Origin of the sequence: Microcoleus sp. CZ3-B2 (assembly GCF_036705055.1) — a bacterium.
GTDB lineage: Bacteria > Cyanobacteriota > Cyanobacteriia > Cyanobacteriales > Microcoleaceae > Microcoleus.
The window spans coordinates 35,155-57,829 of the sequence record NZ_JAUBTN010000025.1; the positions used below are offsets into that span (position 1 = coordinate 35,155).

23 protein-coding genes are annotated in these 22,675 nt (G+C 45.2%); 9 read left to right on the forward strand and 14 right to left on the reverse strand.

Annotated features, from left to right (window positions below):
• Positions 1-607 precede the first annotated feature (607 nt).
• Positions 608-2,092: a glutamate synthase small subunit gene (gene gltD, locus QUA97_RS13610; RefSeq protein ID WP_333194884.1), complete on the reverse strand. Its 1,485-nt coding sequence runs from the start codon at positions 2,090-2,092 to the stop codon at positions 608-610.
• 120 nt (positions 2,093-2,212) lie between these two features.
• Entirely contained in the window at positions 2,213-2,416 is a 204-nt protein-coding gene (locus QUA97_RS13615; RefSeq protein WP_194066047.1) for a hypothetical protein, read from the reverse strand.
• Between the two features lie 194 nt (positions 2,417-2,610).
• On the opposite strand from QUA97_RS13615, the gene QUA97_RS13620 reads away from it, so the two are divergent.
• The 6 genes from QUA97_RS13620 to QUA97_RS13645 all read left to right on the forward strand — a co-directional run bounded on the left by QUA97_RS13620 (position 2,611) and on the right by QUA97_RS13645 (position 9,104).
• Entirely contained in the window at positions 2,611-3,642 is a 1,032-nt protein-coding gene (locus tag QUA97_RS13620) for a sulfate/molybdate ABC transporter ATP-binding protein (protein ID WP_194066046.1), read from the forward strand.
• A 183-nt stretch (positions 3,643-3,825) separates the two neighbouring features.
• The gene (locus QUA97_RS13625; RefSeq protein ID WP_333194885.1) at positions 3,826-5,769 is read left to right on the forward strand and encodes an ATP-binding protein; all 1,944 of its coding nucleotides are present in this window, start codon (positions 3,826-3,828) and stop codon (positions 5,767-5,769) included.
• A gap of 152 nt (positions 5,770-5,921) precedes the next feature.
• Entirely contained in the window at positions 5,922-6,653 is a 732-nt protein-coding gene (gene cysE / locus QUA97_RS13630; RefSeq protein ID WP_333194886.1) for a serine O-acetyltransferase, read from the forward strand.
• A gap of 86 nt (positions 6,654-6,739) precedes the next feature.
• The gene (locus QUA97_RS13635; protein WP_194066043.1) at positions 6,740-7,324 is read left to right on the forward strand and encodes a Crp/Fnr family transcriptional regulator; all 585 of its coding nucleotides are present in this window, start codon (positions 6,740-6,742) and stop codon (positions 7,322-7,324) included.
• Between the two features lie 128 nt (positions 7,325-7,452).
• Positions 7,453-7,584, forward strand: coding sequence for a hypothetical protein (locus tag QUA97_RS13640; protein WP_333194887.1), 132 nt, complete (start codon positions 7,453-7,455; stop codon positions 7,582-7,584).
• 395 nt (positions 7,585-7,979) lie between these two features.
• Positions 7,980-9,104 carry a sulfate ABC transporter substrate-binding protein gene (locus QUA97_RS13645; RefSeq protein WP_333194888.1) on the forward strand — a complete coding sequence of 375 codons (1,125 nt, stop codon included), beginning with the start codon at positions 7,980-7,982 and terminating at the stop codon, positions 9,102-9,104.
• A 220-nt stretch (positions 9,105-9,324) separates the two neighbouring features.
• Here the strand turns inward: QUA97_RS13645 and QUA97_RS13650 are convergent, their stop codons facing one another.
• On the reverse strand, positions 9,325-9,561 hold the full coding sequence (locus tag QUA97_RS13650) for a hypothetical protein (RefSeq protein ID WP_333194889.1): 237 nt from the start codon (positions 9,559-9,561) through the stop codon (positions 9,325-9,327).
• A 101-nt stretch (positions 9,562-9,662) separates the two neighbouring features.
• Between QUA97_RS13650 and QUA97_RS13655 the strand changes: the two genes are divergently transcribed.
• Together QUA97_RS13655 and cysK are read left to right on the forward strand one after the other, a co-directional pair.
• Positions 9,663-10,109 (forward strand): RrF2 family transcriptional regulator, encoded by a 447-nt coding sequence (locus tag QUA97_RS13655; RefSeq protein ID WP_194066041.1) that lies wholly within the window; start codon positions 9,663-9,665, stop codon positions 10,107-10,109.
• 18 nt (positions 10,110-10,127) lie between these two features.
• On the forward strand, positions 10,128-11,105 hold the full coding sequence (cysK, locus tag QUA97_RS13660; RefSeq protein ID WP_333194890.1) for a cysteine synthase A: 978 nt from the start codon (positions 10,128-10,130) through the stop codon (positions 11,103-11,105).
• Positions 11,106-11,280: 175 nt separating this feature from the next.
• On the opposite strand, the gene QUA97_RS13665 is transcribed toward cysK, so the two are convergent.
• The 9 genes from QUA97_RS13665 to QUA97_RS13705 all read right to left on the reverse strand — a co-directional run bounded on the left by QUA97_RS13665 (position 11,281) and on the right by QUA97_RS13705 (position 18,528).
• Complete coding sequence (locus tag QUA97_RS13665) at positions 11,281-12,075, reverse strand: sulfite exporter TauE/SafE family protein (protein ID WP_333194891.1); 795 nt, start codon at positions 12,073-12,075, stop codon at positions 11,281-11,283.
• 304 nt (positions 12,076-12,379) lie between these two features.
• Entirely contained in the window at positions 12,380-12,883 is a 504-nt protein-coding gene (locus QUA97_RS13670) for a hypothetical protein (RefSeq protein WP_194066038.1), read from the reverse strand.
• Positions 12,884-13,055: 172 nt separating this feature from the next.
• Positions 13,056-13,292 carry a hypothetical protein gene (locus QUA97_RS13675; protein WP_194066037.1) on the reverse strand — a complete coding sequence of 79 codons (237 nt, stop codon included), beginning with the start codon at positions 13,290-13,292 and terminating at the stop codon, positions 13,056-13,058.
• 19 nt (positions 13,293-13,311) lie between these two features.
• Entirely contained in the window at positions 13,312-13,758 is a 447-nt protein-coding gene (locus QUA97_RS13680) for a YidH family protein (RefSeq protein WP_194066036.1), read from the reverse strand.
• A gap of 15 nt (positions 13,759-13,773) precedes the next feature.
• Positions 13,774-14,196 (reverse strand): YidH family protein, encoded by a 423-nt coding sequence (locus QUA97_RS13685; RefSeq protein WP_194066035.1) that lies wholly within the window; start codon positions 14,194-14,196, stop codon positions 13,774-13,776.
• Positions 14,197-14,341: 145 nt separating this feature from the next.
• Complete coding sequence (locus QUA97_RS13690) at positions 14,342-15,007, reverse strand: hypothetical protein (RefSeq protein WP_194066034.1); 666 nt, start codon at positions 15,005-15,007, stop codon at positions 14,342-14,344.
• A gap of 540 nt (positions 15,008-15,547) precedes the next feature.
• Positions 15,548-16,207, reverse strand: coding sequence for a cadmium resistance transporter (locus tag QUA97_RS13695; protein WP_194066033.1), 660 nt, complete (start codon positions 16,205-16,207; stop codon positions 15,548-15,550).
• Between the two features lie 20 nt (positions 16,208-16,227).
• The gene (locus tag QUA97_RS13700; protein ID WP_194066032.1) at positions 16,228-16,932 is read right to left on the reverse strand and encodes a cadmium resistance transporter; all 705 of its coding nucleotides are present in this window, start codon (positions 16,930-16,932) and stop codon (positions 16,228-16,230) included.
• Between the two features lie 90 nt (positions 16,933-17,022).
• Entirely contained in the window at positions 17,023-18,528 is a 1,506-nt protein-coding gene (locus QUA97_RS13705) for an APC family permease (RefSeq protein ID WP_194066031.1), read from the reverse strand.
• Positions 18,529-18,921: 393 nt separating this feature from the next.
• Between QUA97_RS13705 and QUA97_RS13710 the strand changes: the two genes are divergently transcribed.
• Positions 18,922-19,854 carry a LysR substrate-binding domain-containing protein gene (locus tag QUA97_RS13710; protein ID WP_333194892.1) on the forward strand — a complete coding sequence of 311 codons (933 nt, stop codon included), beginning with the start codon at positions 18,922-18,924 and terminating at the stop codon, positions 19,852-19,854.
• Positions 19,855-20,113: 259 nt separating this feature from the next.
• On the opposite strand, the gene QUA97_RS13715 is transcribed toward QUA97_RS13710, so the two are convergent.
• Together QUA97_RS13715 and QUA97_RS13720 are read right to left on the reverse strand one after the other, a co-directional pair.
• A complete protein-coding gene (locus QUA97_RS13715; RefSeq protein WP_333194893.1) occupies positions 20,114-20,854 on the reverse strand; it encodes a prohibitin family protein in 741 nt (246 codons plus the stop codon).
• Positions 20,855-21,033: 179 nt separating this feature from the next.
• Positions 21,034-22,239: an EAL domain-containing response regulator gene (locus tag QUA97_RS13720; protein ID WP_194066028.1), complete on the reverse strand. Its 1,206-nt coding sequence runs from the start codon at positions 22,237-22,239 to the stop codon at positions 21,034-21,036.
• Positions 22,240-22,675: the final 436 nt, after the last annotated feature.

A 22,675-nucleotide genomic window follows, 5' to 3' on the forward strand; every position in this document is an offset into this window, starting at 1 on the left:
CCACCACACGATTAATTCAAATATACCAATCCCGTAGATACTGTTAACTGTTAACTGTTAACAGCTAACATCATGAGGAGTGCAAGCGGAATTGGTACGATCTGTGCTTGTTGTTTGAGGTACTCCAAATGTTATTGAGTAAGTCCAGCCACAGTCGCTGTGGCTGTTTCTCAACGGTTTTGTTCTGCTGTCGTCATTTTTTGTAAGGAATCGAGTCGCTGCAATAGGGCTTGTAATATCGTTTCCCATAGCATCGGAATTAGATATTTTAATCATAGTGCGAGCATCCCCGAAGAGCGAAGTCGATCGCTCTTCGGGGACGCTCGCACTATAATTTCTAGCGAAACTTGTACCAAGCTTTGACACTTTTCTGGTTTCTTTAGATTTGCGTTGCTAGCGATGCGATCGCCTGTTTCTTTTAATATACAAGGGGTGGGTTCACCACAATCTCTGACACCCAACCACAAACTATCTAAACCCGCCGTTCCCCACCCAAATATTACGTCAGGATTTAGGTCATTTCGCGGTATTGGGGCGGGTTTACAGAATTTTGGGTTTGTTGCCTCAAAATGTTGATTAACCCGCCCCTATCGGCTCTATCAATCCACTAAGGTAAATCCGTCTCACCCATCAAATAAAGGTCGCACTCGCGGGCCACACCGCGCCCTTCATTAATCGCCCAAACAATCAAACTTTGTCCCCGGCGACAGTCACCAGCCGCGAAAACTCCCGGAATGCTGGTGGTATATTTTTCGTGCTCCGCCTTCACATTGCTGCGCGCGTCGCGTTCCAATCCCATCGCATCCAGCAAGGGCTGTTCCGGGCCCAGGAAGCCCATCGCCAGCAAGACAAGCTGCGCCGGTAGGACTTTTTCGGTGCCGGGAATTTGCTTCGGAATGAACTGCCCTTTCTCGTTTTTCGCCCACTCCACCTCAACGGTGTGCACGGCTTTGACGTTGCCGTTTTCGTCGCCCTCGAACCTTGTCGCCGTGGTGAGATAGCCGCGGGGGTCATCGCCGAATTTGGCTGCGGCTTCTTCTTGGCCGTAGTCGAGGCGGTAGACTTTCGGCCATTCGGGCCAGGGATTGTTGGCCGCCCGTTCCGAGGGCGGTTTGGGCAGGATTTCTAGCTGTACCAGGCTTTTGCAGCCGTGGCGGATGGAGGTGCCCACGCAGTCGGTGCCTGTGTCGCCACCGCCGATAATCACGATATCTTTGCCTTCGGCGGAGATGAAATTGCCGTTGGTGCTCTTGTCGAGAACTGCTTTGGTGTTCGCAGTCAAAAAGTCCATCGCGAAATGGATGCCTTTTAATTCCCGCCCTTCGATTCCTAAGTCGCGGGGTTTTGTCGCGCCGGTACAGAGGACAACGGAGTCGTATTCTTTTAGCAGTTGTTCGGCTGGTAAGTCTTTCCCAACTTCGGTGTTGCAAACGAATGTCACGCCTTCGTCTTCGAGAACTTTGAGGCGGCGCATCACGACTTGTTCTTTGTCTAGCTTCATGTTGGGGATGCCGTACATTAGCAGGCCTCCCGGTCGATCGGCTCTTTCGTATACTGTTACCAAATGACCTGCTTTGTTCAGTTGCGCCGCAGCCGACAAACCGGCGGGCCCGGAACCGATGACGGCGATTTTTTTGCCGGTACGTTTGGCGGGCGGTTCGGCAGTAATCCAGCCTTCATCCCAGCCTTTATCGATAATTGCGACTTCGATATTTTTAATCGTGACTGGCGGGTTGTTGATGCCGAGCACGCAAGCGCCTTCGCAGGGGGCGGGACAGACTCTGCCGGTGAATTCGGGGAAGTTGTTGGTTTTGTGGAGTCTGTCAAGGGCTTCTTTCCAGAGTCCGCGATATACTAGGTCGTTCCATTCGGGGATGAGGTTGTTGATCGGGCAGCCGCTGGCCATGCCGCTAATCAGGGAACCCGTGTGGCAAAATGGAATGCCGCAGTCCATGCAGCGCGCGCCTTGGCTGCGGAGTTTGTCTTCCTCCATCGGTAGGTGAAATTCGTCCCAGTTGTGGACTCTCTCGACTGGTGAGAGTTCGGAGGGCAATTCGCGCAAGAATTCGATAAAGCCTGTTGGTTTTCCCATAGTGGTGTTTTGGTTAGAATTTACTATTCTGATAGTTTCTCAAAGGTGAAGCATTGTAGGCTTCTGAATTAACTATTATCATCTCAATTGCGGGCGATCGCAGCTCAGATTGAGCAATTCCTACCTGAAATTTTCAATATCGCCGGGAGTCGGGGAATTGTCGGCCGCCGTCAAATTATAGATAGACAGCAAAGAAACCCGGTTTTTGAGCGGGATTAAAGATTTTAAAGGTTTTGATGCAGTATTTTCGTCGATCGAGCCGGGTTTTTGCGTATTTTCAGCATTGCTGATTCTCGGACGATCGCCCGCGGACGATCGTCCCACCTCTCGAAACCCTCGCGGGTTAACTCTTCCGACTCTTAGCCTCAACTTTCAAGCGCCGTCCCCATCAGGAGGGCTGGAAATACAATACAAAAAGTTACAGACCTTGCAAAATATTATTTTCAGGATATACTACTGTAAATCTGTCAAGTAAGTGGGGTTTTCCTTGTTAACTCCTAAAATAAGTAAATAAACTCATGAGCATTAAAGTTCAGAACGTATCGAAGCACTTCGGCTCCTTTCACGCCATTGACAACGTGAATTTGGAAATTAAAAGTGGCTCTTTAGTCGCGCTGTTGGGGCCTTCCGGTTCCGGGAAATCGACTCTGCTGAGGATGATTGCGGGACTCGAACCGCCGGATACTGGTTCTATTTACCTGATCGGCGAGGATGCTACCCAGCAGTCTGTGCAGGAACGGCATATCGGTTTTGTGTTTCAGCACTACGCTTTGTTCAAACACATGACTATTAAGAAAAATATTGCTTTTGCGATGGAAATTCGCAAAGTTGCTAAAAACTCAATTAGCAGGCGGGTTGATGAACTTTTGGATTTAGTGCAGTTGACAGGTTTGGGCGATCGCTATCCTTCGCAACTTTCCGGCGGCCAGCGGCAGCGCGTGGCTTTGGCGAGAGCTCTAGCAGTTCAACCAAAAGTGCTGCTGTTAGACGAACCTTTTGGAGCCTTAGATGCTAAAGTCCGCAAAGAATTGCGATCGTGGCTGCACAACCTTCACAAAGAAGTTAACATCACCACAGTTTTTGTGACCCACGACCAAGAAGAAGCTATGGAAGTAGCCGATGAAATTGTGGTGATGAACAAAGGTAAAGTCGAACAAGTTGGCACTCCTGCTGAAATTTACGACAAACCCGCATCAGCTTTTGTGATGAGTTTTATTGGGCCTGTAAATGTGCTGCCAAATACTGCGGGTTTGTTCGCCAGTAACGGTACAACAGCTCACAATCATGGAGCCGCCCATTCTGATTTAGTGTTTTTGCGCCCCCACGATGTGGAAATTCAAACTAATCCGCAGTCTGGTTTTGCCTTAGCAAAAGTCAGCCGCATCATTCATTTAGGACGGGAAATTCAAACCGAATTAGTGTTAGAATCCGATCAGGTAGTAACAGCTTACGTAAGTCGCGAGCGCTTCGATCATCTACAGTTAACGCGAGATCAGCAGGTTTATGTCAAGCCCAAACACGCGATGACTTTTCCAGCTTATTCAATTTAAAATCAGCGGCTGGATCTTGCTCAAAATACTATCGGGGAGCTTCTACAAAACACTGCTGCGACATATCATTACCAGGCTGGTGCTTGGTAATGATATGTTGTAGCTCCAAATCGGAGGAGCTTGCTCCTGAAAGTAATTCCCAGGCTGTGACTGGGAACGATTGAAAAAAAGTGAGCGAAGAATATGAATGTTAACAAATTGTTGAATTTAGCAACTAGCACTTTAGTTAGTTATCGCCACTACATCCAGGCAGGATTAACACTTTGTGCAGGATTGGGAATGTCTGCGATCGCCTCTTCAGTCGCGTACAATTGGGAATACAAATTCATGCAAGCAGGACTGCAAGAGCAACTGGACCAAATAGCTACAGACATTCAAAGAGATGTTAGCGGGAATTTAGAAATAATTCGGGCAGCGGGAGCATTTTACAGCGTATTTGACGGCGTTAAAAACCCAGAAATTAATACATTTGTTGGTAGTGCCCTGTACCGCCATCCGAGCCTCAAGGCGATCGCTTGGCTGCCCAGTGTTTCTGACTCGCCACAATTCCTGACTGATAAAATAGATTTAGGTTTAAATTTGAATTCCAATCGGCTAGCCTTAGAAACAGCCACAAAAAGACAAGAAATTATCGCGACTGACCGCCAAAAATGGTCTTCACCAAATCAACCGAGCGTCCTCGTATTTATGCCAATTTTTGGTCAAGTTTCTGCGGGTGATGCCGCAGCAATGCAGCCCAATTTTTCGGCGGGGAAACCAGAAAAATCGAAAGGTTTTACTCTCGGAGTTTTGCTGGTAGATGCTATAGTTAAATCGGCTTTGCAGGAAACTAAACTGAACTTTATTAACGTGTATCTTCAAGATGCTATGGCTCCTGAAGTCGGAAAATTTCTCGCTTTTTACGAAGCGAAGACTAAAAGGATCGTCACCGACGAAAATATTAAAAATAAACTCGAAATTGGGGAAATAGCTTACTGCCCGGACGGCAGCAGTTGCACCCGCATTCTCAATATTGAAAATCGCAGGTGGTTGCTGCAACTGCGGCTAACGCCAGAGTACATTAATCCTCTCAGATTTTGGCGTTCTTTGACTGTTTTAATTTTGGGAACCATCTTAACTTTGGCGGCAACACTTTATCTAATGAGCTTGTGGAATTATACCGCTCGAATTGAAAGAGTAGCAGCAGAACGCACGGCTAAATCTCAACAGCTAGAGCAAACGTTGCAAGAGTTGCAGCAAACTCAAACTCAACTGATTCAGCAGGAAAAAATGTCTAGTTTGGGTTTATTAGTTGCTGGTGTCGCCCACGAAGTTAACAATCCTATTAATTTTATTTACGGCAACATCCATCACGCCACGGCATATACTAGCGATTTGTTAGAGTTGGTAAAACTCTACCAAAAACAATATTTACACCCTCCCTCGGAAATTTCTGAGTATTTAAAAAATATTGACTTGGACTTTCTCAGCAAAGATTTGCCACAACTGCTGTCTTCGATGAAAATAGGAGCAGATCGCATTGTTCAAATTGTTAAATCTTTGCGGAATTTCTCTCGTTTAGACGAAAGCGAAATGAAACCTGTCAATATCCATGAAGGCATTGACAGCACTCTGCTAATTCTGCAAGGTCGCCTGAAAGCTACAGCCGATCGCCCGCCGATCGAGATTGTTAAAAACTACAGCAATTTACCTTTAGTAGAGTGCTATGCCGGACAATTAAATCAGGTGTTTATGAATATTCTGGCTAATGCGATCGACGCCCTTGAGAGTTACCACCTCGATCGCGGGCCCGCAGCAGCGAAAGCCAATCCGATCGCGATCGCCATCACCACAGAATATTCAAGCCCCGATCGCATAATTGTGCGGATATCCGACAACGGCCCCGGCATGGCAGAAAATGTCAAAAAACGGCTGTTTGACCCGTTCTTTACGACGAAACCGGTCGGAAAAGGGACAGGATTGGGACTGTCAATCAGCTATAAAATTGTCGTAGAAAAGCACAAGGGTACGCTGCGCTGCGATTCGACACCGGGATTGGGCACGGAATTCTCGATCGAGATTCCGCTGCGGCAAGAAGTCAGACAAGCAGTACCATTTGTTTCGCGGAAAATATCGGAGGCAGCTTAGAAAAGGCTGGGGAAAATTTTTTTCCCATTAACTACTGTAATTAGGTCGGATTACAGTATTATGTGTAATAATGCCACAATCCAGACTGCTTTAGGCAGCTTAAACCGTCGGCACTGCCGATAATGTATAACCAAAACACGGTGAGACTAAATATGTTCACTGACTTGCAAATTATTTACGAACGTGACCCAGCGGCCCGCAACTGGCTGGAAGTATTATTTTGCTATCCCGGACTCCAAGCACTTTTTTTGCACCGGACAGCACACTGGCTTTATTCCGCTGGCCTGCCGTTTGTACCGCGCTTGATTTCCCAACTCAGTCGCTTTTTAACAGGTATTGAGATCCACCCAGGAGCAAAAATTGGTAGGGGCGTGTTTATCGACCACGGTATGGGGGTGGTAATTGGCGAAACTGCGATCGTTGGAGATTATGCTGTAATTTATCAAGGAGTAACCCTTGGCGGCACGGGTAAAGATATAGGAAAACGGCATCCGACGCTGGGAGAAAATGTAGTGGTGGGAGCCGGTGCTAAAGTTTTAGGCAATATCCAAATTGGCAATAATGTTCGGATTGGTGCGGGTTCGGTAGTGCTGCGGGAAGTCCCTAGCGATTGCACAGTTGTGGGAATTCCCGGCCGCATCATTCCTCGCAAAAAGCAGGTAGAAGATGCTCAAAATTCTCAATACCTACCGGATTTGGAAGCTCAAGCGATTCGAGCTTTGTTCGATCGAATTAAGGATTTAGAAGACCAGGTTAATTTTTTAAATTCTCAACTCTCTCCGCTGAGACCAACTGAATCAGAACAAAAAGAGGCAGAAAAACATGAATTATTCATGTATTCTAATTTATTCATTACAGATTTTTTAGACGGTGCAGGAATCTAGGAAAGCTTAAATTTATATAGATTTCTGCGACCAACACTATCCTGCAGCATTGTACGAACTAACTTGAATTCCTTCAGTAACTGGCTATGACTATTGCTTCTCTTTCCACTAAAACTTTTGATGAAACGAGCAGACATATATTTTCTCGCCGATCGCACTTGCCGAACAGAAGCAATGCTTTGTGGCAAATTGAGACTGGCATAGTGCGAACTGTAACGTGGCTGGAAGATGGCACAATTATCACCTTGGGATTGTGGGGGCCTGGTGATACGATCGGCAAACCAATATCAAAATGCGATCCTTTTCAAATTGAATGCCTCACTAAAGTCGAGGCAGTTCTATTATCGGTCGAGCGCTGGCTAAATAGAGATATTTTGCTCAATCACATTCAGCAAGCTGAAGATTTTATGATAATGCGAGGTTACAAAAGGGTTGACTTTATGCTCTATAAACTATTAACTTGGCTGGCTAAGAGATTTGGTTCTGAGGTAGATCGAGGACATCAGATCGATATGATTTTAACACATCAGGACATTGCAGAAATCATCGGTACAAGTCGCGTAACTGTCACTCGCACCCTCGGTATTTTTCAACAGCAAGGTTTGATTGAGCGTCTGCCGCTCCACCGGATTATTCTGCAACCTTCAGATGTGTGGCACTACGAAATATAAAAGGATATTAACAGTTAACAGTTAACTGTTAACCTTTTAAATTCCAGATATTGTATCATGTTTCACAAAAAATTATATGGATGGGGTTTGTGAGGTATTTGTGATGGGCTATTGAGCGCTGCTAGCTTTTGGCTGCTTCGGCGCTTTTTTTTAGCGGCATTGCTTCCATCAGTTTGCACGGTTGGCTGTGGATTGCTGATGATGAAGTGGGTAGTGTTACGGGAGTTAAATTGCGATCGATCCTGCGACTCCAGAATTAAGCTACCAAAAAACTACTGTTTACCTATAGACATTAAGTATTTAATGGTGTAGTCTGTTAAATCAAGTAGAGATCGTTTGCGATCGATCCTTGAGTGCGAAGCCCAACTGCGGGAAAAAACTCTCTCAATAGTGCCATTGTTGCCATTAGCAAAAATTACTGCCATAGCGAAATGTTATATAGCGGTTCTCAGAAAGATTCGCGGACGTTGTTGGGCTTGGGCCTCTTAGTTTGGGTGGTTATGTAAGCTGTCAGTCATACCTCATCTTTTTGAGAAAGGCTATAGATGTTCGTGGCAAATATTATTGGATTGCATTTGCACTGCTTGCCAGCGCATGACATTAAGTTTTGCGCTCAATTCACCTGAAACTAAAATAACAATAGGAACTCTTCTTAATGTGGTATGAACGTCTAAAAAGTAGAATTTTGTGGTTCTCGGAAAAAAAGACTGGTTCGGCAGGTTTTTCTCTGAAGTCAGCAAACTTCCTGAAATCGTCACTGTTCAAAGCTTTTACTTTCTTTTTTGCAGTAGGTTTAGGCTTGAGCTGGTTAATTCCTCAGCCTGCAATCAGCCAGCCAAAACCAAAAGATGTCGAACTCACCTTAGTTTCCTTTGCTGTTACCAAATCCGCCTACGACAGGATCATTCCCGGCTTTGTAGCGAAGTGGAAACGAGAAAACAACCAGAATGTCAAGTTTAGCCAAAGCTACGGCGGTTCCGGTTCCCAAACTCGCGCTGTGATTGATGGTTTGGAAGCCGATGTCGTACACTTAGCCTTAGCTTTTGATACCGATCGCATCCAACAAGCCGGTTTAATTAAAGCGGGTTGGGAACGAGAAGTGCCAAATAGCGGCATTGTTAGCAAATCAGTCGTAGCATTAGTAGCGCGATCGGGCAATCCTAAAAAAATCCAAGGCTGGGCGGATTTAGCCAAACCGGGTATCAAAGTAATTACTGCTAATCCCAAAACCTCTGGTGTCGCGCGCTGGAACTTCTTAGCTTTGTGGGGTTCGGTAACTCGAAACGGAGGAAACGAACAAGCAGCCCGCAGCTTTGTCACTCAGGTTTATAAAAACGTGCCAGTGCTTCCTAAAGATGCCCGCGAAGCGTCAGATGTCTTCTACAAACAAAACCAAGGGGATGTGCTGATCAACTATGAAAACGAAATTCTGTTGGCGAAACAGAAGGGCGAAACCGAACCTTTCATCATCCCCCAAGTGAATATTTCTATTGACAACCCCGTGGCTGTAGTTGATAAAAACGCAGCCAAACACGGAACTACTAAAGTGGCGGAGGCTTTTGTGAAATATCTTTACACGCCGGAAGCTCAGCAAGAATTTGCTAAAGTGGGTTTTCGGCCTGTTAACTCGACGGTAGCCGGACAATTTAGCAGTCAGTTTGCCAGAGTTGGCAAACTGTTTACAATCAGCGATATGGGTGGCTGGAAGGGGGCGCAAAGCAAGTTCTTTGCTGACGGTGCAATCTTCGATCAAATTGAGAATGGTCTGGGCCGGAGATAATCTAGAGCGAAATTGGGTTAATTAAATTTTCTCCTCGAATGCTCAATAAGTTCAAAAGCAAGTGCGACGATCGCACTTGCTTTTCTCTTTCTCCTGATTTCTTTCTTCTCACAGCCAACAGATGCGGTATGTCGCACCTTTTGACTGCCGTTAAGTAGGTGAGTAGGAATAAACTTAACGATGAGAAAGCATATATCCGCCTACCTACTTAGCAGTTACTTTAAGGCGGGGGTATTGCCTGTAAAATACTCGCTCCCTCCAACATTTGAGACTTTCGGGATCTAGCCACTTCTGGGTGTTCCCAAGACTGTGCAAAGGGCGGAACCACAAACGGACAAGCTTTCCACCCACCCTGTACCGCCACGCCGAGCATCTGGCAGGTTCCGCCCCTGTGTCCGTGCTGCTCGTAATACCGACAGTGCCGACAGCTTAAATTGCCTACATTTACGTTGCTCACGGGATTTCTCCAACCGTTTTTGTAATAAAAATATAATAACACCTGTACATCTACCGGAATTATGTACTATAATATATTCTACAATTTAAACTCGATCGCCAATGGGGAATCTGGAACTATCTTCTAGAGTAGAATATGCTCTGTTAGCGCTCTTGGAACTGGCGAGTCAGCACCCGAAGGATTCGCCCCTAACAGTGAACGAAATTACGGCTTCTCAAGAAATACCGGAACGCTATCTAGACCAAATTCTTGCCGTGCTGCGGCGTGCGAGTATCGTCCAGAGTCTGCGGGGTGCTAAAGGCGGTTATTTGCTGGCGAAAGAGCCTTGGCAGATTACTTTGCTAGAGGTGTTTTCGACTCTCGAAGGCGGCGACCGGGGCCCGTTCCAAAAAGTTTCGGAATCTGCAACAATAGAAAAAACTGCGGTGCTAGAAATCTGGCAGGAAGCGAGACAGGCATCTTGGGCGGTGTTGGGAAAATACACATTACAAGATTTGTGCGAACAGCGGGATGTTCGCAAACAAGCAAATCCCATGTACTACATTTAACTGGAGAGAAAATAAGCCATGAAAATTGCTAGAGATGTTACAAAAATAATTGGTAGAACTCCTTTAGTTCAGCTCAATAAAATTCCCCAAGCGGAAGGAGTAGTTGCTCAAATTGTGGTAAAATTGGAAGGAATGAATCCGGCTGCTTCGGTGAAAGATCGGATTGCGGCGAGCATGATTCATGCGGCAGAAGATGCGGGGTTAATTCAACCGGGGAAAACTATTTTAGTAGAACCGACTTCAGGAAATACTGGAATTGCTTTGGCAATGATTGCGGCGGCGAAAGGCTACAGTCTGATTTTAACGATGCCGGATACGATGAGTTTAGAGCGCCGATCGATGTTAAAAGCTTACGGAGCTCAGTTGGAATTAACTCCGGGACATGAAGGGATGTTAAGCGCGATCGCCCGTGCGGAAGAAATTGCAGAAGAAACCCCCAATGCTTTCCTGCTGCAACAGTTTCGCAATCCTGCTAATCCGAAAATTCACCGGGAAACCACGGCCGAGGAAATTTGGGAAGATACAGACGGTAAAGTAGATTTTTTTGTGGCTGGAGTTGGCACCGGCGGTACGATGACTGGAGTTGCTGAGGTAATTAAACAGCGGAAACCGAGTTTTAGGGCGATCGCAGTTGAACCCGCCAGCAGCCCGGTGCTCTCTGGAGGCAAATCTGGTGCTCACAAAATTCAAGGGATTGGCGCAGGATTCATCCCGGAAGTGTTGAAACCAGAGTTAATTGATGAAGTAATTGCAGTTAGCGACGAAGATGCGATCGCCTACAGTCGGCGGCTAGCCAGAGAAGAAGGATTGTTGTCAGGCATCTCAGCAGGTGCGGCTTTGTTTGCCGCAATTCAAGTCGGGAAGCGTCCCGAAAATGCTGGAAAATTGATAGTTTTTGTGCAGCCTTCCTATGGCGAACGCTATCTCAGTACAGTCTTGTTCAAAGACTTAGAACTTCCGACCGTCAGCCAACTTGAAGCATTAATTAGCTATTAAGTAAATCAACCTAATTCAACGTAAAACATCTCGATCCAGGAGGACACGGCCGTGCCGTGTCCCTACCCAGATTAATTGTTGGGACACGGCACTACCGTGTCCTGATTGTGGGTAACATTAACTCCGATGCTACCGGATTTGATATAAAATCTAAAATCCAAAATTGATTGATTTTTCACACTTGGTACAACTTCCAACTCGCCATCGCCAACATTCCGTAAATCGCAAACTTAAGCGGGCGTTGAGGCATAATTTGGCAGAATTTAGCACCTACTAAAACTCCCGGCACCGAACCCAACCAAATTGGCAAAACTAAACTCCAGTTTACTGTTCCGAGGCTGAGGTGTCCCAGAGAGGTAAACATCAACAAAATTGCCGCCTGCGAAATATCCGTACCCACCAATTTTGAAGAATCTAGGCGAAAAAAAGCAATCAGCAACAGTGCAAACATAGCACCCGAAGACACGCTAGTGATTCCCACTAGACATCCTAAAATTGCTGCCGCACTCACAGTACAAATACGACCAGAATTAGTATTTAAATCCCACTCTGGCGGCTGTGGTAATTTCAAATTCGGGACAAATATCTTGAGCAGTAATTGGGTCAGCGATAAAGCGACAATTAGGGCGATCGCTACTCCGAGAAAGCGCAGCAATATGCCATCTAAGTTCTGATTTTCGCTGGATTTGATGTAGTGTAAAATTCCCACGCCCGCCAGCGAACCGGGTACGCTCCCCAAAGCCAGCCACTTAACTACTTGCAAGTCGAGGGTTTTTTGCTGCCAGTGTTTGAAGCCACCAACAACTTTCATTAATGTGGCAGCTACGACATCAGAGCTAATAGCAATTGATGCGGGAACTTGGAAGACAAAAATTAACATTGGGGTGATTAGCGACGCTCCGCCAACTCCGGTCAAACCAACGATAATCCCCACGAAAAAACTGAGAAACGATAGTAATAAGTAGTTCACGGTTATGCCCAAAAACTATGTATTTAAGCGCTGCCAACAACAAATAGATAAATAATCTGGGTGGCTAATGCAACACAGCAACACAGGCAAAAGATAGCTCGCATTTCAATATTTGCCACTATAATCTTTGCTTTTCAATGCTTAAGAATTCAGCGTAGTTAGCTAGAGAATCCTTGGCAAGACTAAGGAAATGCAAATAAATAAAGCCACAAAAATTGTAGTATAAAAGCTCCCTGATTATCTTAAATTTACCTGTGTAACTGATTTAAAATTCTCGATTAATTGATGGTTTAGATTCTGCTTTCTACCTTGAATTTACGAGCGTCACAGGTAAAACAGAGCTGAGTTTAACCGACTGCTGGCTGGAAAAAAAATCGGGAGTATCGAGAACATTAAAATGAATCAATACCACAACGACAATAGTGAAGGCGGTTGAGGAAACTAAACCCGTCAATAACTCTTTTTTGAGGTTTTTTTCCTTCGGTTTGTCTGCAAAAACATCTACAGCCCCGAATTGCATTAACAGAATTCCAGCAATATTGGAAAGCCAGTAGCCGACAATTGTGCAAGGAAACAGTAAATCTGGGGAAAGCCCACTACAGATATACCCAAAGGTGTAGGCAATTGGCAGATTGAAAAATATGTCGTTCCACCAACACAGCGGTGATAGCAAATATCCAATTCCCAGAAGTAACCCGCCTCTGATTTTTTTCAACCAGACTTCCTGAAAGCCCTTAGCTGCTGGCAACTGTTGAGTCAGTTGTCCTGCAAGCTGGTACTCTTGACTGACTTTTTTAGGGTTTTCCACGTTAATATCTCATAACTCGATCGACTTACCGTAGTTTAGCAGCCAAACTGAGTTATGTCTAGTAAGTCAATCGAGTTGCCGTAGTTTATTGCCGATCGCCTAAATCTACTTTGTTTCCGGTACAAAAATATCTATCCGGGAGAGGTTGTTGAGAATACTGGCTGGTGTGTGTTTAGGCTGCGATCGAGAAATTGAAAGCTTCTGGCAAATGCTTGACAGTTTGCAAAAGATATGCGGTATCGATCCCCCAGTAAAATTGCAGGTAAACCAGCAAAAGCCCGATCGCGACTGTCACGCCGAGCAATTTAGGGACTATTTTCGCGACAGTCTCCAGCACTAGGAATGCTGCCCAGATAGCAGCAGCTAAGATGAGAATGGAAGCGATCGCGGCAACTGTATCGCTGTTCATGGTTAACTCCTGTTGACAATCAATCGGGTATTACAAAACTACTTGGGATCAGGGCGGTTGCCAAAATCGAATAAATTACTCCAATTCCCAATAAGCCCACAGCGAAACTGAAAAATAAAACCATGCCGTCTGGTGGCTCGTAGGTATCGTGGTCAATTTGGTGGCGAACGGTGAAGTAGTGCACAGTTGAGATGAAGACTGTCGTCAAACCTACTAGAGAGAAGATTAAACCCAACTTCCACCCCATCGCGTGACGGTACTGTACGGGGAGTTGGACGACGCGAAGTCGGACGATGACGACGCCAAAACCCATGAGTGCGATCGCTACCCGCATCCATGCTAAGAAGGTGCGTTCGTTTGCCGATCGGTCGATCGCCCGCGACAGATTGGGCTGCTTTGGTTTCTCATCATCTACTTGCATCGGTTGGAACGATAATTGCACGCGATCGAACTCTTTAATATTCATCTTAAACGACCACCATTATTCAGGTGCCATCAAACCTTCTAAGCTAGAAGGAACGGTGAACATATAATAAATTACCCCAGTCCCTAGGATGGCGATCGCTAAGCTGAAAAGAATTACCCAGCGATCCGTAGGTTCATAACTATCGTAATCGATATCGTGGCGGACACCGAAGTAGTGCTTAGTTGAGAATAACACCGTCAGCAAACCCACTGCTGAAAAGAGCAAACCCAACTTCCAACCATTGCCGGGAGTTGGCAGCAGAGGGGCATGGAAGGCGCGAATACGCACAATAACTACGCCAAAACCCATCAGCGATATTGCTGTCCGCATCCAGGCTAAATAAGTACGCTCGTTTGCCAAGTGATCCCGCACCCGCGACGGATTTGGTCGCCTAATCTTTTCTGTATTTAATTTCGTAGATTTCCAATTTAATAGCATAGATTAACCTTTTAATATTAACTCCAAATATGAACGCCAACTGATATATTTTACCTGGGAGGATTATCCGCCGGGATAGATACCCGGCGGGTTCTTGCATTCCAACAGGCTTTAAACAACTGATCGCACTACAACTTCACCAAAACTAATCATTTTCCTCAGTAGGTGCGTTGGGAACCTGCGTATCTATGTAAGCCTGAGTCACGTCAGGAACAAACCAATTCGCATCCCCAGACTTGAAAACTTTAGCAGTAGGAACGTTGAATTCTACAGCCGCCGTATCGGGATTAGCTGTCGCTACAAATTGAGTTCCGTCAACTATCTTAATAGCTACACCGCCGGTCAATGCTTCTGAAGGTTGATCTGTAGTTCTTAAATCGGTTGCTTTGATATCGCTGGGTAGATAAATTCCATCGCAATCCCATTTATGTTCAGTTGTTTGGCCGTCAGCTAGAAAATAAAGGGCATTATCGTAAGTAGAAGAAGCGGCTTTTTTGCCTTTCGGGCCGTAGACAGCCAGGGTTTTTCCTGTCTCGTTGCGGCACTGACCCCAAGGTTTTCCCGTTTCTAAAGTGTATTTTTGAAACTCCAATTGAGCGATTTTTTGCTGAAGTTGCTCAGGGGTATAAGTCTGGGCGGTATCGGGTGCATCTTTCGCTGTCCTGAGAGTGTTTAGAGCTTGAGTCACCTCTATGTAGTCGGGATTGCTCGCATATTTCGGCGTTTTTGGAGCGCCCGCCCAGGAGGGGGAAACGAATACTAAATTGGCGGTCATTACCAAGAGCACTAAAACAAATTTGAAGATTTTCACAATTTTTGTCCTTTTCTAGATTGTCAGGTTTTTTTCAACTTTCTGTTTGCTTGCTATCTTAAGACTTAGGCAAAAACGAACTCTCTTTAACTGGTGAGCCTGAGAAACCAAATTTGGCAGAATCGAAAAATCTGGTTTTTTAGGATTAGACCTATTGTCAAAGTCTATCGGCGTGGGGTAGTGGCAAAGTGTTCGGGCGATATTTTAAGGATTCCTCCTCAAGTTTTTAGCTGAGTTGGATTCACCACTACATAATTTATTGAAAAGACAGGTATATTCTTGCCTAAGTCTGGCAACTTGCTAGCTCACAAAATGGCTTGAAATTTCGTAAAAATTCGAGGCTAAATTAGTTTGAAGCTGCTTTTAGCTCGGTTAATTAGTTCATTATTAACTTAGCATATTTGGTGATATATGGCAAGTGATTTAGACACCATTTTAAGAAAACAATTGGTAAGGTAAAAATGATGAGTTGTAAATTATGAACATCGGAAAAATTATCTACCTAGAGAGGGATGTAAGTAGCGGAACCGAGGCTAATTCTTAGTTAGATTGAAATGGCGGGAGCAGCCGATAACTACCGCTTTCAATCAGGATGAATATTCCCAAGCCAATCAATACAAAAGGGACAGCAGCCTTGGTATAGCGAGTCAAAATAGGGGCGATCGCCCTGTGGCGAGTTAACCGGTAAGCGGCATAAGACCAAACACCTACCATCACCGAGAAAACCGCCAAAATCACCACCAAGCTCGGCAAATCGCTGCTAGCAAACAGCGGCAAATAAATGCCGATGTTGTCTCCCCCGTTGGCGACAGTAACAGCAGCCACATTCAAAGTTTGGGGGTTGAAAAGAGTTGCTAGTTTTGACACAGGTGAATTAGATTTGCGGTTAAATTCACCCGATACCGCTTGTATATCATTTTCCTGATTTTCTCTCTTGACTAAGTGAGTGATGCCGATCGCGATCGGAACCAAACCCAGCAAGCCAATCCAAGCTTTCGGCACAATTAAGCCGCCAAAAAAACCGGGCAAACTAGCAGCGATGAGTGCTGCAAATCCGAGGTACTTACCAACAAAGATATGCCGGGGGCGGAAAGTATCATTTACCTGGGCGAAGAACAGCATCGAAATCACCATATCGTCGATATTGGTTGCGGCAAAAGATGTAATTCCGGCAATAATCGCTGCTGCAATCCAACTCATGTGCTGTCCCTTAAACTTTTCTAAACTTCGGGTTCGCTGGCGTTACTTCTGGTCATAGTTATCAGACAAAAGCCGCAACCAACTAAAGATATTATACTTAAAGTTGGACTAGCCAGAGTGCCGCTTTTCACCAGAATCGCCATGCCCAATCCGATCAAGACAAAAGGCACAAGCTGATTTCCGTAGCGAGTCAGAGTATCTGCGATCGCCTTCATCTGAATTAACCGATAAGCAGCATAGCACCAAACGCCCACCAGCGAGAAGAATACGCCGAGAATCACCGCTAGACTTTCTAAAGTATTGCTAGCAAACAGCGGCATATATATCCCGATATTGTCACCTCCATTTGCTACCGTTACCGCTGCTACGCTGTAAGTTTGAGGAGACAGAAAACTTCTCAAAAAAGAGTTATCAGATTGCTCTAATTCTGACTCAACTTCCGAATCGTCAGTTTCTGGATTCAGCAAGCGGCTAAGCCCGATCGCAATTGGCAGCAAACCCAGCATTCCAATCCAATCTGGTGGAAAGATTAAGCTGCCAAAAAAACCCGGAAGGCTAACAAAAACCAGTGCTGTAAAGCCTAGATACTGACCCGCAACAATGTGTCGCCGCAGGAATGCTGCATTCACCTGCGAGAAAAACAGCAGCAGGATCAGAATATCGTCAAGGTTCGTAGCCGTAAAAGCCGTCACACCAGTGGAAATTGCTATCATTAATTCGTTCATTTCTATTCTTTCCTCAATTTATGTACTTTGTGTTTACTTCTGACTTATACATCTCTAGGCTTCAGAGGCCTTCTACCTTGGGAAAATAAACTAATCAAAGCCCTGATTGTCGATCGATACTGCATTCAATCGAACACCGCCGTAAATTGGATTTTCTTCGTCGAACTTGGAATGAATTGCGTCAATACCTTGCTCCATCGAACCCACAAGTTCAGGAGAGCGCAGTCGCTGCAAGATAAACCATCCGCAAGTAGCAACCAAATACATGAAGAACAAGTAAGGAAACGCATCGTAAGGAGCTTCTGGAACTGGGAACATAGTGCTACCGGGAATGCCCACGCTGCCGGCAATTGGAATCATCATAAATGCGATCGCCACAACCGAGCACACCACATCCTGCAGGCGCAATTTACGAATTTTGTGCAGGTAAACTGGAGCCGCGATCGAAATCAAGATGTACACCGTTAAAAATCCGTAGCTGCAAATTGCCCCCAAATAACCCATGCAATCGAACAGTTTGATGTGAAACATAGACATCACAGCAGGCACAAGAAATGTCAGAAATGTACACATCGTTACTGCAACATGGGGAGTTTTATTAGATGAATGCGCTACACCTAATGAAGAGTGAAACAAACCGTGGCGCGCCATCATATAAAACACTCTCGCCGCTGGATTGATGCTGCCGAGGACGCAAGCAAAAAAGCTAAATAAAGCGCCGAAAGCCACTAATTGTCCCAGCCAACCCATGCCCACTTGTTGCGCCAGAAAAGTTAGAGGTTCTTCAGTATTAGTGATTGAAACTCCAGTCCCGCTAAAACCCAAAATCTCAATGTAGGTCATTAAAATGAAGAATAACCCTGCCATGACAGCACTGCCCATGACAGCTCTGGGGATATTTTTTAGAGGTTTTTTCGCTTCGTCGCCCAGAGATGTAGCACTTTCAAAACCAGAGAAAGCAAACATTACTAATACAAGTCCCGTCGCTATGTTCCCCGGAGTTACGCCTTGCAAAGTTAATTGGGACATATCCAAAGCAAAACCTTTGTGCGCCCAGATGATAATTCCTAAAACTGAAATCATTAAAATGGAAACTCCCTCCAGCCACAGCATCGCCATAGCAGAGAGTTGGATATCTTTGTAACCTGCATACCAAGCAACCCCGGCCCCGATCGATAACAGCGTAATCGGTGACGGATGGATGCCTAAATGACCGATGAAAGTACCCGTAAAGTTGGCAAAACCACACAAAACGGCCATCGCAGTAAATAGATAAGCGAGTACCAAACTCCAGCCGCAAATTACGCCGGCAGTAGGGCCAAGTCCTTTAACAATGTAAGAATAAAGAGAACCAGCAGAAGCCGATCGACTCGCAAATTGGTTGATATTGATGCTGACAAATACTAGGCCGATCAAGCCGATGAGAAAACTCAGCCAAGCCCCGTTACCCGAAAGGGCGACAATTAAGCCTATATTAGATGCTGGTATAGTTGTAGGTGCAATGACGGCAAAGGATTGAGCTAAAACCTCACCGAAGGAGAGGCAGTCCGGCTTTAAGCCGTGGGCACTCTGATTTTTTTGCGTTTTCTTGGTCATTTATCTTCTCTCTTTTTGTCGATCGACTTTTGGCGATCGGCTTAAATTTGTCGGTTATGCTTCAGAGTCGGGCCCTGCTCTCGAAGCTTAATTAGAAGCGTAATCCCCTTTTCGGGTAGAATCAAATGTTGTTTTTTATTGAATTAATAAGTGCAAGTGATGCAGTGGCCCGGAAAAAGAACTGTTGGCGGTACGGGAGCGATCGGCCGCCAACAGCTCAAACCCTTGAGGTTAAAAGGAATATTCAATTAACTGCTGACAACCGTTATTTTTTGGGAATTCCAACCTGTACAATAGAGTCGATCGACAAGTTCTGGTCAAAGTTTAGCGGCAATAGATTTTAGTCTCAAAAAATAACTGTATTTACTAAAGAGGGAAGGAAGAATGGCCGGAATGACGCTAGACCAACTGCGAGTTTTTCTAGCTGTAGCGGAACACCTGCACTTCAGCCGGGCTGCGGAGGAACTTTACATTACCCAACCCGCTGTCAGCGCCGCAATTCAAAACTTAGAGGAGCAGTACGGAGTAAAATTTTTTCACCGCATCGGTCGCCGCATCGAAATCACAGAAGCTGGGAAGTTGCTGCAAATCGAAACGCAGAAAATTCTCGACCAAGTTGCTTTGACTGAGAGAGGATTGCGAGAATTAAACGACTTGCAGCGAGGAGATTTTAATTTGGGATCCAGTTTGACAATTGGCAACTACTGGTTGCCAGAAAAACTTTGCTATTTTAAACAAAAGTACCCCGGTATAACTGTAAATTGTACCCTCGCCAATGCAGATGAGATTTGCATGGGGACGGCGACAGGAATTTTTGATTTAGGTTTGGTGACGGGAGACATTAAACCCGCGCTTGGGATTACTCTAGAACAAGAAATTGTAGGTAGCGAGCGCTTGCTGATTGTGGTTGGCAAATCCCACCCTTGGTTTGAGCGAGTCAAAATTAGTTTAACTGAAATTGCGACAACTGATTGGGTGATGCGAGAACCAGGTTCGGGAACTCAGCAAATGTTTGAACAATCTTTGCAAAGTTGGGGCATAAATCCTACTGACTTGAATGCTATTTTAGTTTTGAACAGTAGCGAAATGGTAAAAGCCGTGGTAGAAAGTGGCGCTGCGGCAGCCGCTATTCCTGAATTAATGGTAAAGAAAGAACTACAGTTGGCGACACTGCGATCTCTTCAACTTGTAGATTTTAGAGAAATTTCTCAGCCGACTGTGGAAATAGTTAAACCAGTTTTAAAAGTGAAGCACAGGCAACGTTTTCAAACTGGAATTAGTAAAGCCTTTGAACGGATATTAACTGAATTTGCTAGTAATTGGTAAGATCCCCGTAGGGACACCGCACGGTGTCCTTCTTCGTGTCAACTTAAGCCGAAAGCCTTGATAAATCTCGTTTTTACCCCAGTCTAGATCCCCCTAAATCCCCCGGATAGTCGGGGGACTTTGAGAATACTCCTGTCCCCCCCCGACTATCCGGGGGGCTAGGGGGGATCTTGGCCTAATCGTCAGACAGTAGACTGGTACTACATTTGATGTTAAATTGACACCTATGGACACTCCAAAAGCCGTGTCCTTACAGCACTTAATTACGGCTGTTCAATAGTTTGCTCAAATCCAATATATTTTTACTGCCATCACCAACTATCAGCGGCAATTTCCCATTCCATTTTTCGATAGCTTGTCTTTCCAACAATTCCGCAGTCAAATTGTCCCGCAGCAACCTTTGCACTTCGGCTTCTCCCTTGGCTAAATTCACCTTAGCCTCCGCCTCTTTTACTGCCTTCAGCGCTAAAAACTCTCCTCTTTTTGCTTCCTGTTCGGCAATTTGTTTCGCTTCGACTGCATCGCTAAACCGCTCAGAAAAGTGAACGTGTACTAAAGAAATATCGTCAACGGCAATGTGATATGTAACCAGTCTCAAGGTCAAAAAATTATCTACTGCGGCTTTAACTTCTCCCCGTTTAGTAATAATTTCTTCAGCCGTGTATTTTGCCATGACTGCTTTTAAGACTTCTTCAACTGCCGGATATATAATGCGATCTACCACTGCTTTTTCGTCACCTATTTGTTGAAAAATTGCATTGGCTTCGGCTGGGATAATGTGCCAGTTGAGCGCTACATCCGTGAAAACATCTTGTAAATCTTTTGAAGAAGCTTCAGCGGAACTTTCCTGTTTCTGCACTCGCACGCTCAACTTTTCTACAGTATAAACTATGGGGACTATTACGTGAATTCCTTCTCCGAGTACCTGTTCTTGCACTTTACCAAACTGCATCATCACGCCGCGTTCTCCAGCGTTGACTATGACAAAAAACTTGGACATAATAGCTAAAAATATTATTACTATAGTTAGTTGGATAGCTAAGTAAACATCCTTATCTCTTTTATCCTTATCTTTTTTATTTTTTGATTTGAGTGAGTTAACTTTTTTGCTGGATTTGACAACCATATTCCACCCCCATCGTACTTGATTATAGGACAAAGATTGACAACACCGCTGCTCTATTTGCCTGCCTCCAGCAACTTTTCAAAATCCGCAGCCGGCACAGGAGGACTGAATAAATATCCTTGCATGGCATCGCACTCGTAGCGCCACAGAAAATCTTTTTCGGCTTCAGTTTCAACTCCTTCGGCAATTACCTCAAGACAGAGGCTGTGCGCCATTTCAATAATAGCTTTGACAATCGCTGCATTTGTGCAACCGTCGGCGATATTGCTGATGAAACAGCGATCGATCTTTAAAACATCAAAGGGGTATTGCGTCAGATAGCTTAAAGAAGAATAGCCAGTGCCGAAATCGTCAATAGAGATAGAAACTCCCAAATCTTTCAATTGTTGCAAAGTGGCGATCGCACCTTCGGCATCCTCCACCATCAAACTTTCGGTCAGCTCTAATTCCAAACTGCTCGGTGCTAAACCAATTTCTGCTAAAATTTCGGCAACTCTGCTGCTGAGTTCTGGTTGGTGAAATTGGGCGGGCGACAGATTCACCGCTACCTGCTGCAAGGAAAAACCAGCATTTTGCCAAACCTGTATTTGTCTGCAAGCTGTCTGCAAAACCCACTCGCCCAACTGTACGATGAAGCCAGTTGCTTCGGCATCAGGAATAAATTCGGCGGGCGAAATCAACCCTTTTTCGGGATGCAGCCAGCGCACCAAAGCTTCGGCGCTGATAATTTTTCCAGTCTGAACATTGACCTGCGGCTGATAGTAAACTTGGAATTCTTCTCGTTCCAAGGCTGCACGCAAACTTGTTTCTATCCGATCTAATTTGTCGGAGGCATCTGGGAGTAATGGGTTGCTTTGCGATCGCAAATTATGCTGCTGTTCGGCAAAAGCTGCTTGTTTTTTCAAGCGGCTGGATATCGCACCCACAAGCTCAGCTTTAGTAAAAGGTTTTGTGAGGTAATCATCTGCTCCCAATTCCATACCTTGCCGCATTTCAGAACGTTCGGCTTTACCTGTCAGGAAAACAAAAGGTACTGTAGCAGTAACAGGGTGCGATCGCAAGGCCACCAGCACCCCGTACCCGTCAAGTTCCGGCATCATCACATCGCAAAGAATCACGTCGGGAAGACTTGACACCGCGGCATTTAAACCCAGCGCCCCATTTTCTGCACCCGTCACGTCGAAACCTTCGGCTTTGAGGAGTTTGAGAATATTCTCTCGAATTACTCGATCGTCCTCAATCACTAGAATTTTTTTCATATGTCATTCCCTGAAAGCGATATAATTGAACGGCGTGGCTTCGCGCGATCGCCGTGGCAATAACTGAAAATGCACAGCTCGATCGGCACAGCCGAATATTTTCCGACATAAATAGCAGACGCCCCTGAAAAACACTAATTTTTAAAGGACAACTAGATTGATGTTTCTCTGGTTACTTAGCGCCGTCCGTATTATTACGAGGTAAAGCAAGAAATCTCTCAACTAATTCTAGGCGATCGACAGTTAGCATCGCTCTAAATAACTGCTAAACTGGTTGTGCTGCAGGAGCGATCGGCTGCAAACAATCTCAGCCTATAGCAGTTGCCCAAACAAACGCAACTGCAAGCAACTAGAAAACCCTTGCAGAGTAAGTATTGCCTCATTATTTAGTGTAAAATCTAGAATCTCAAACTTGTACGATCGCAAAGCCGAAGTA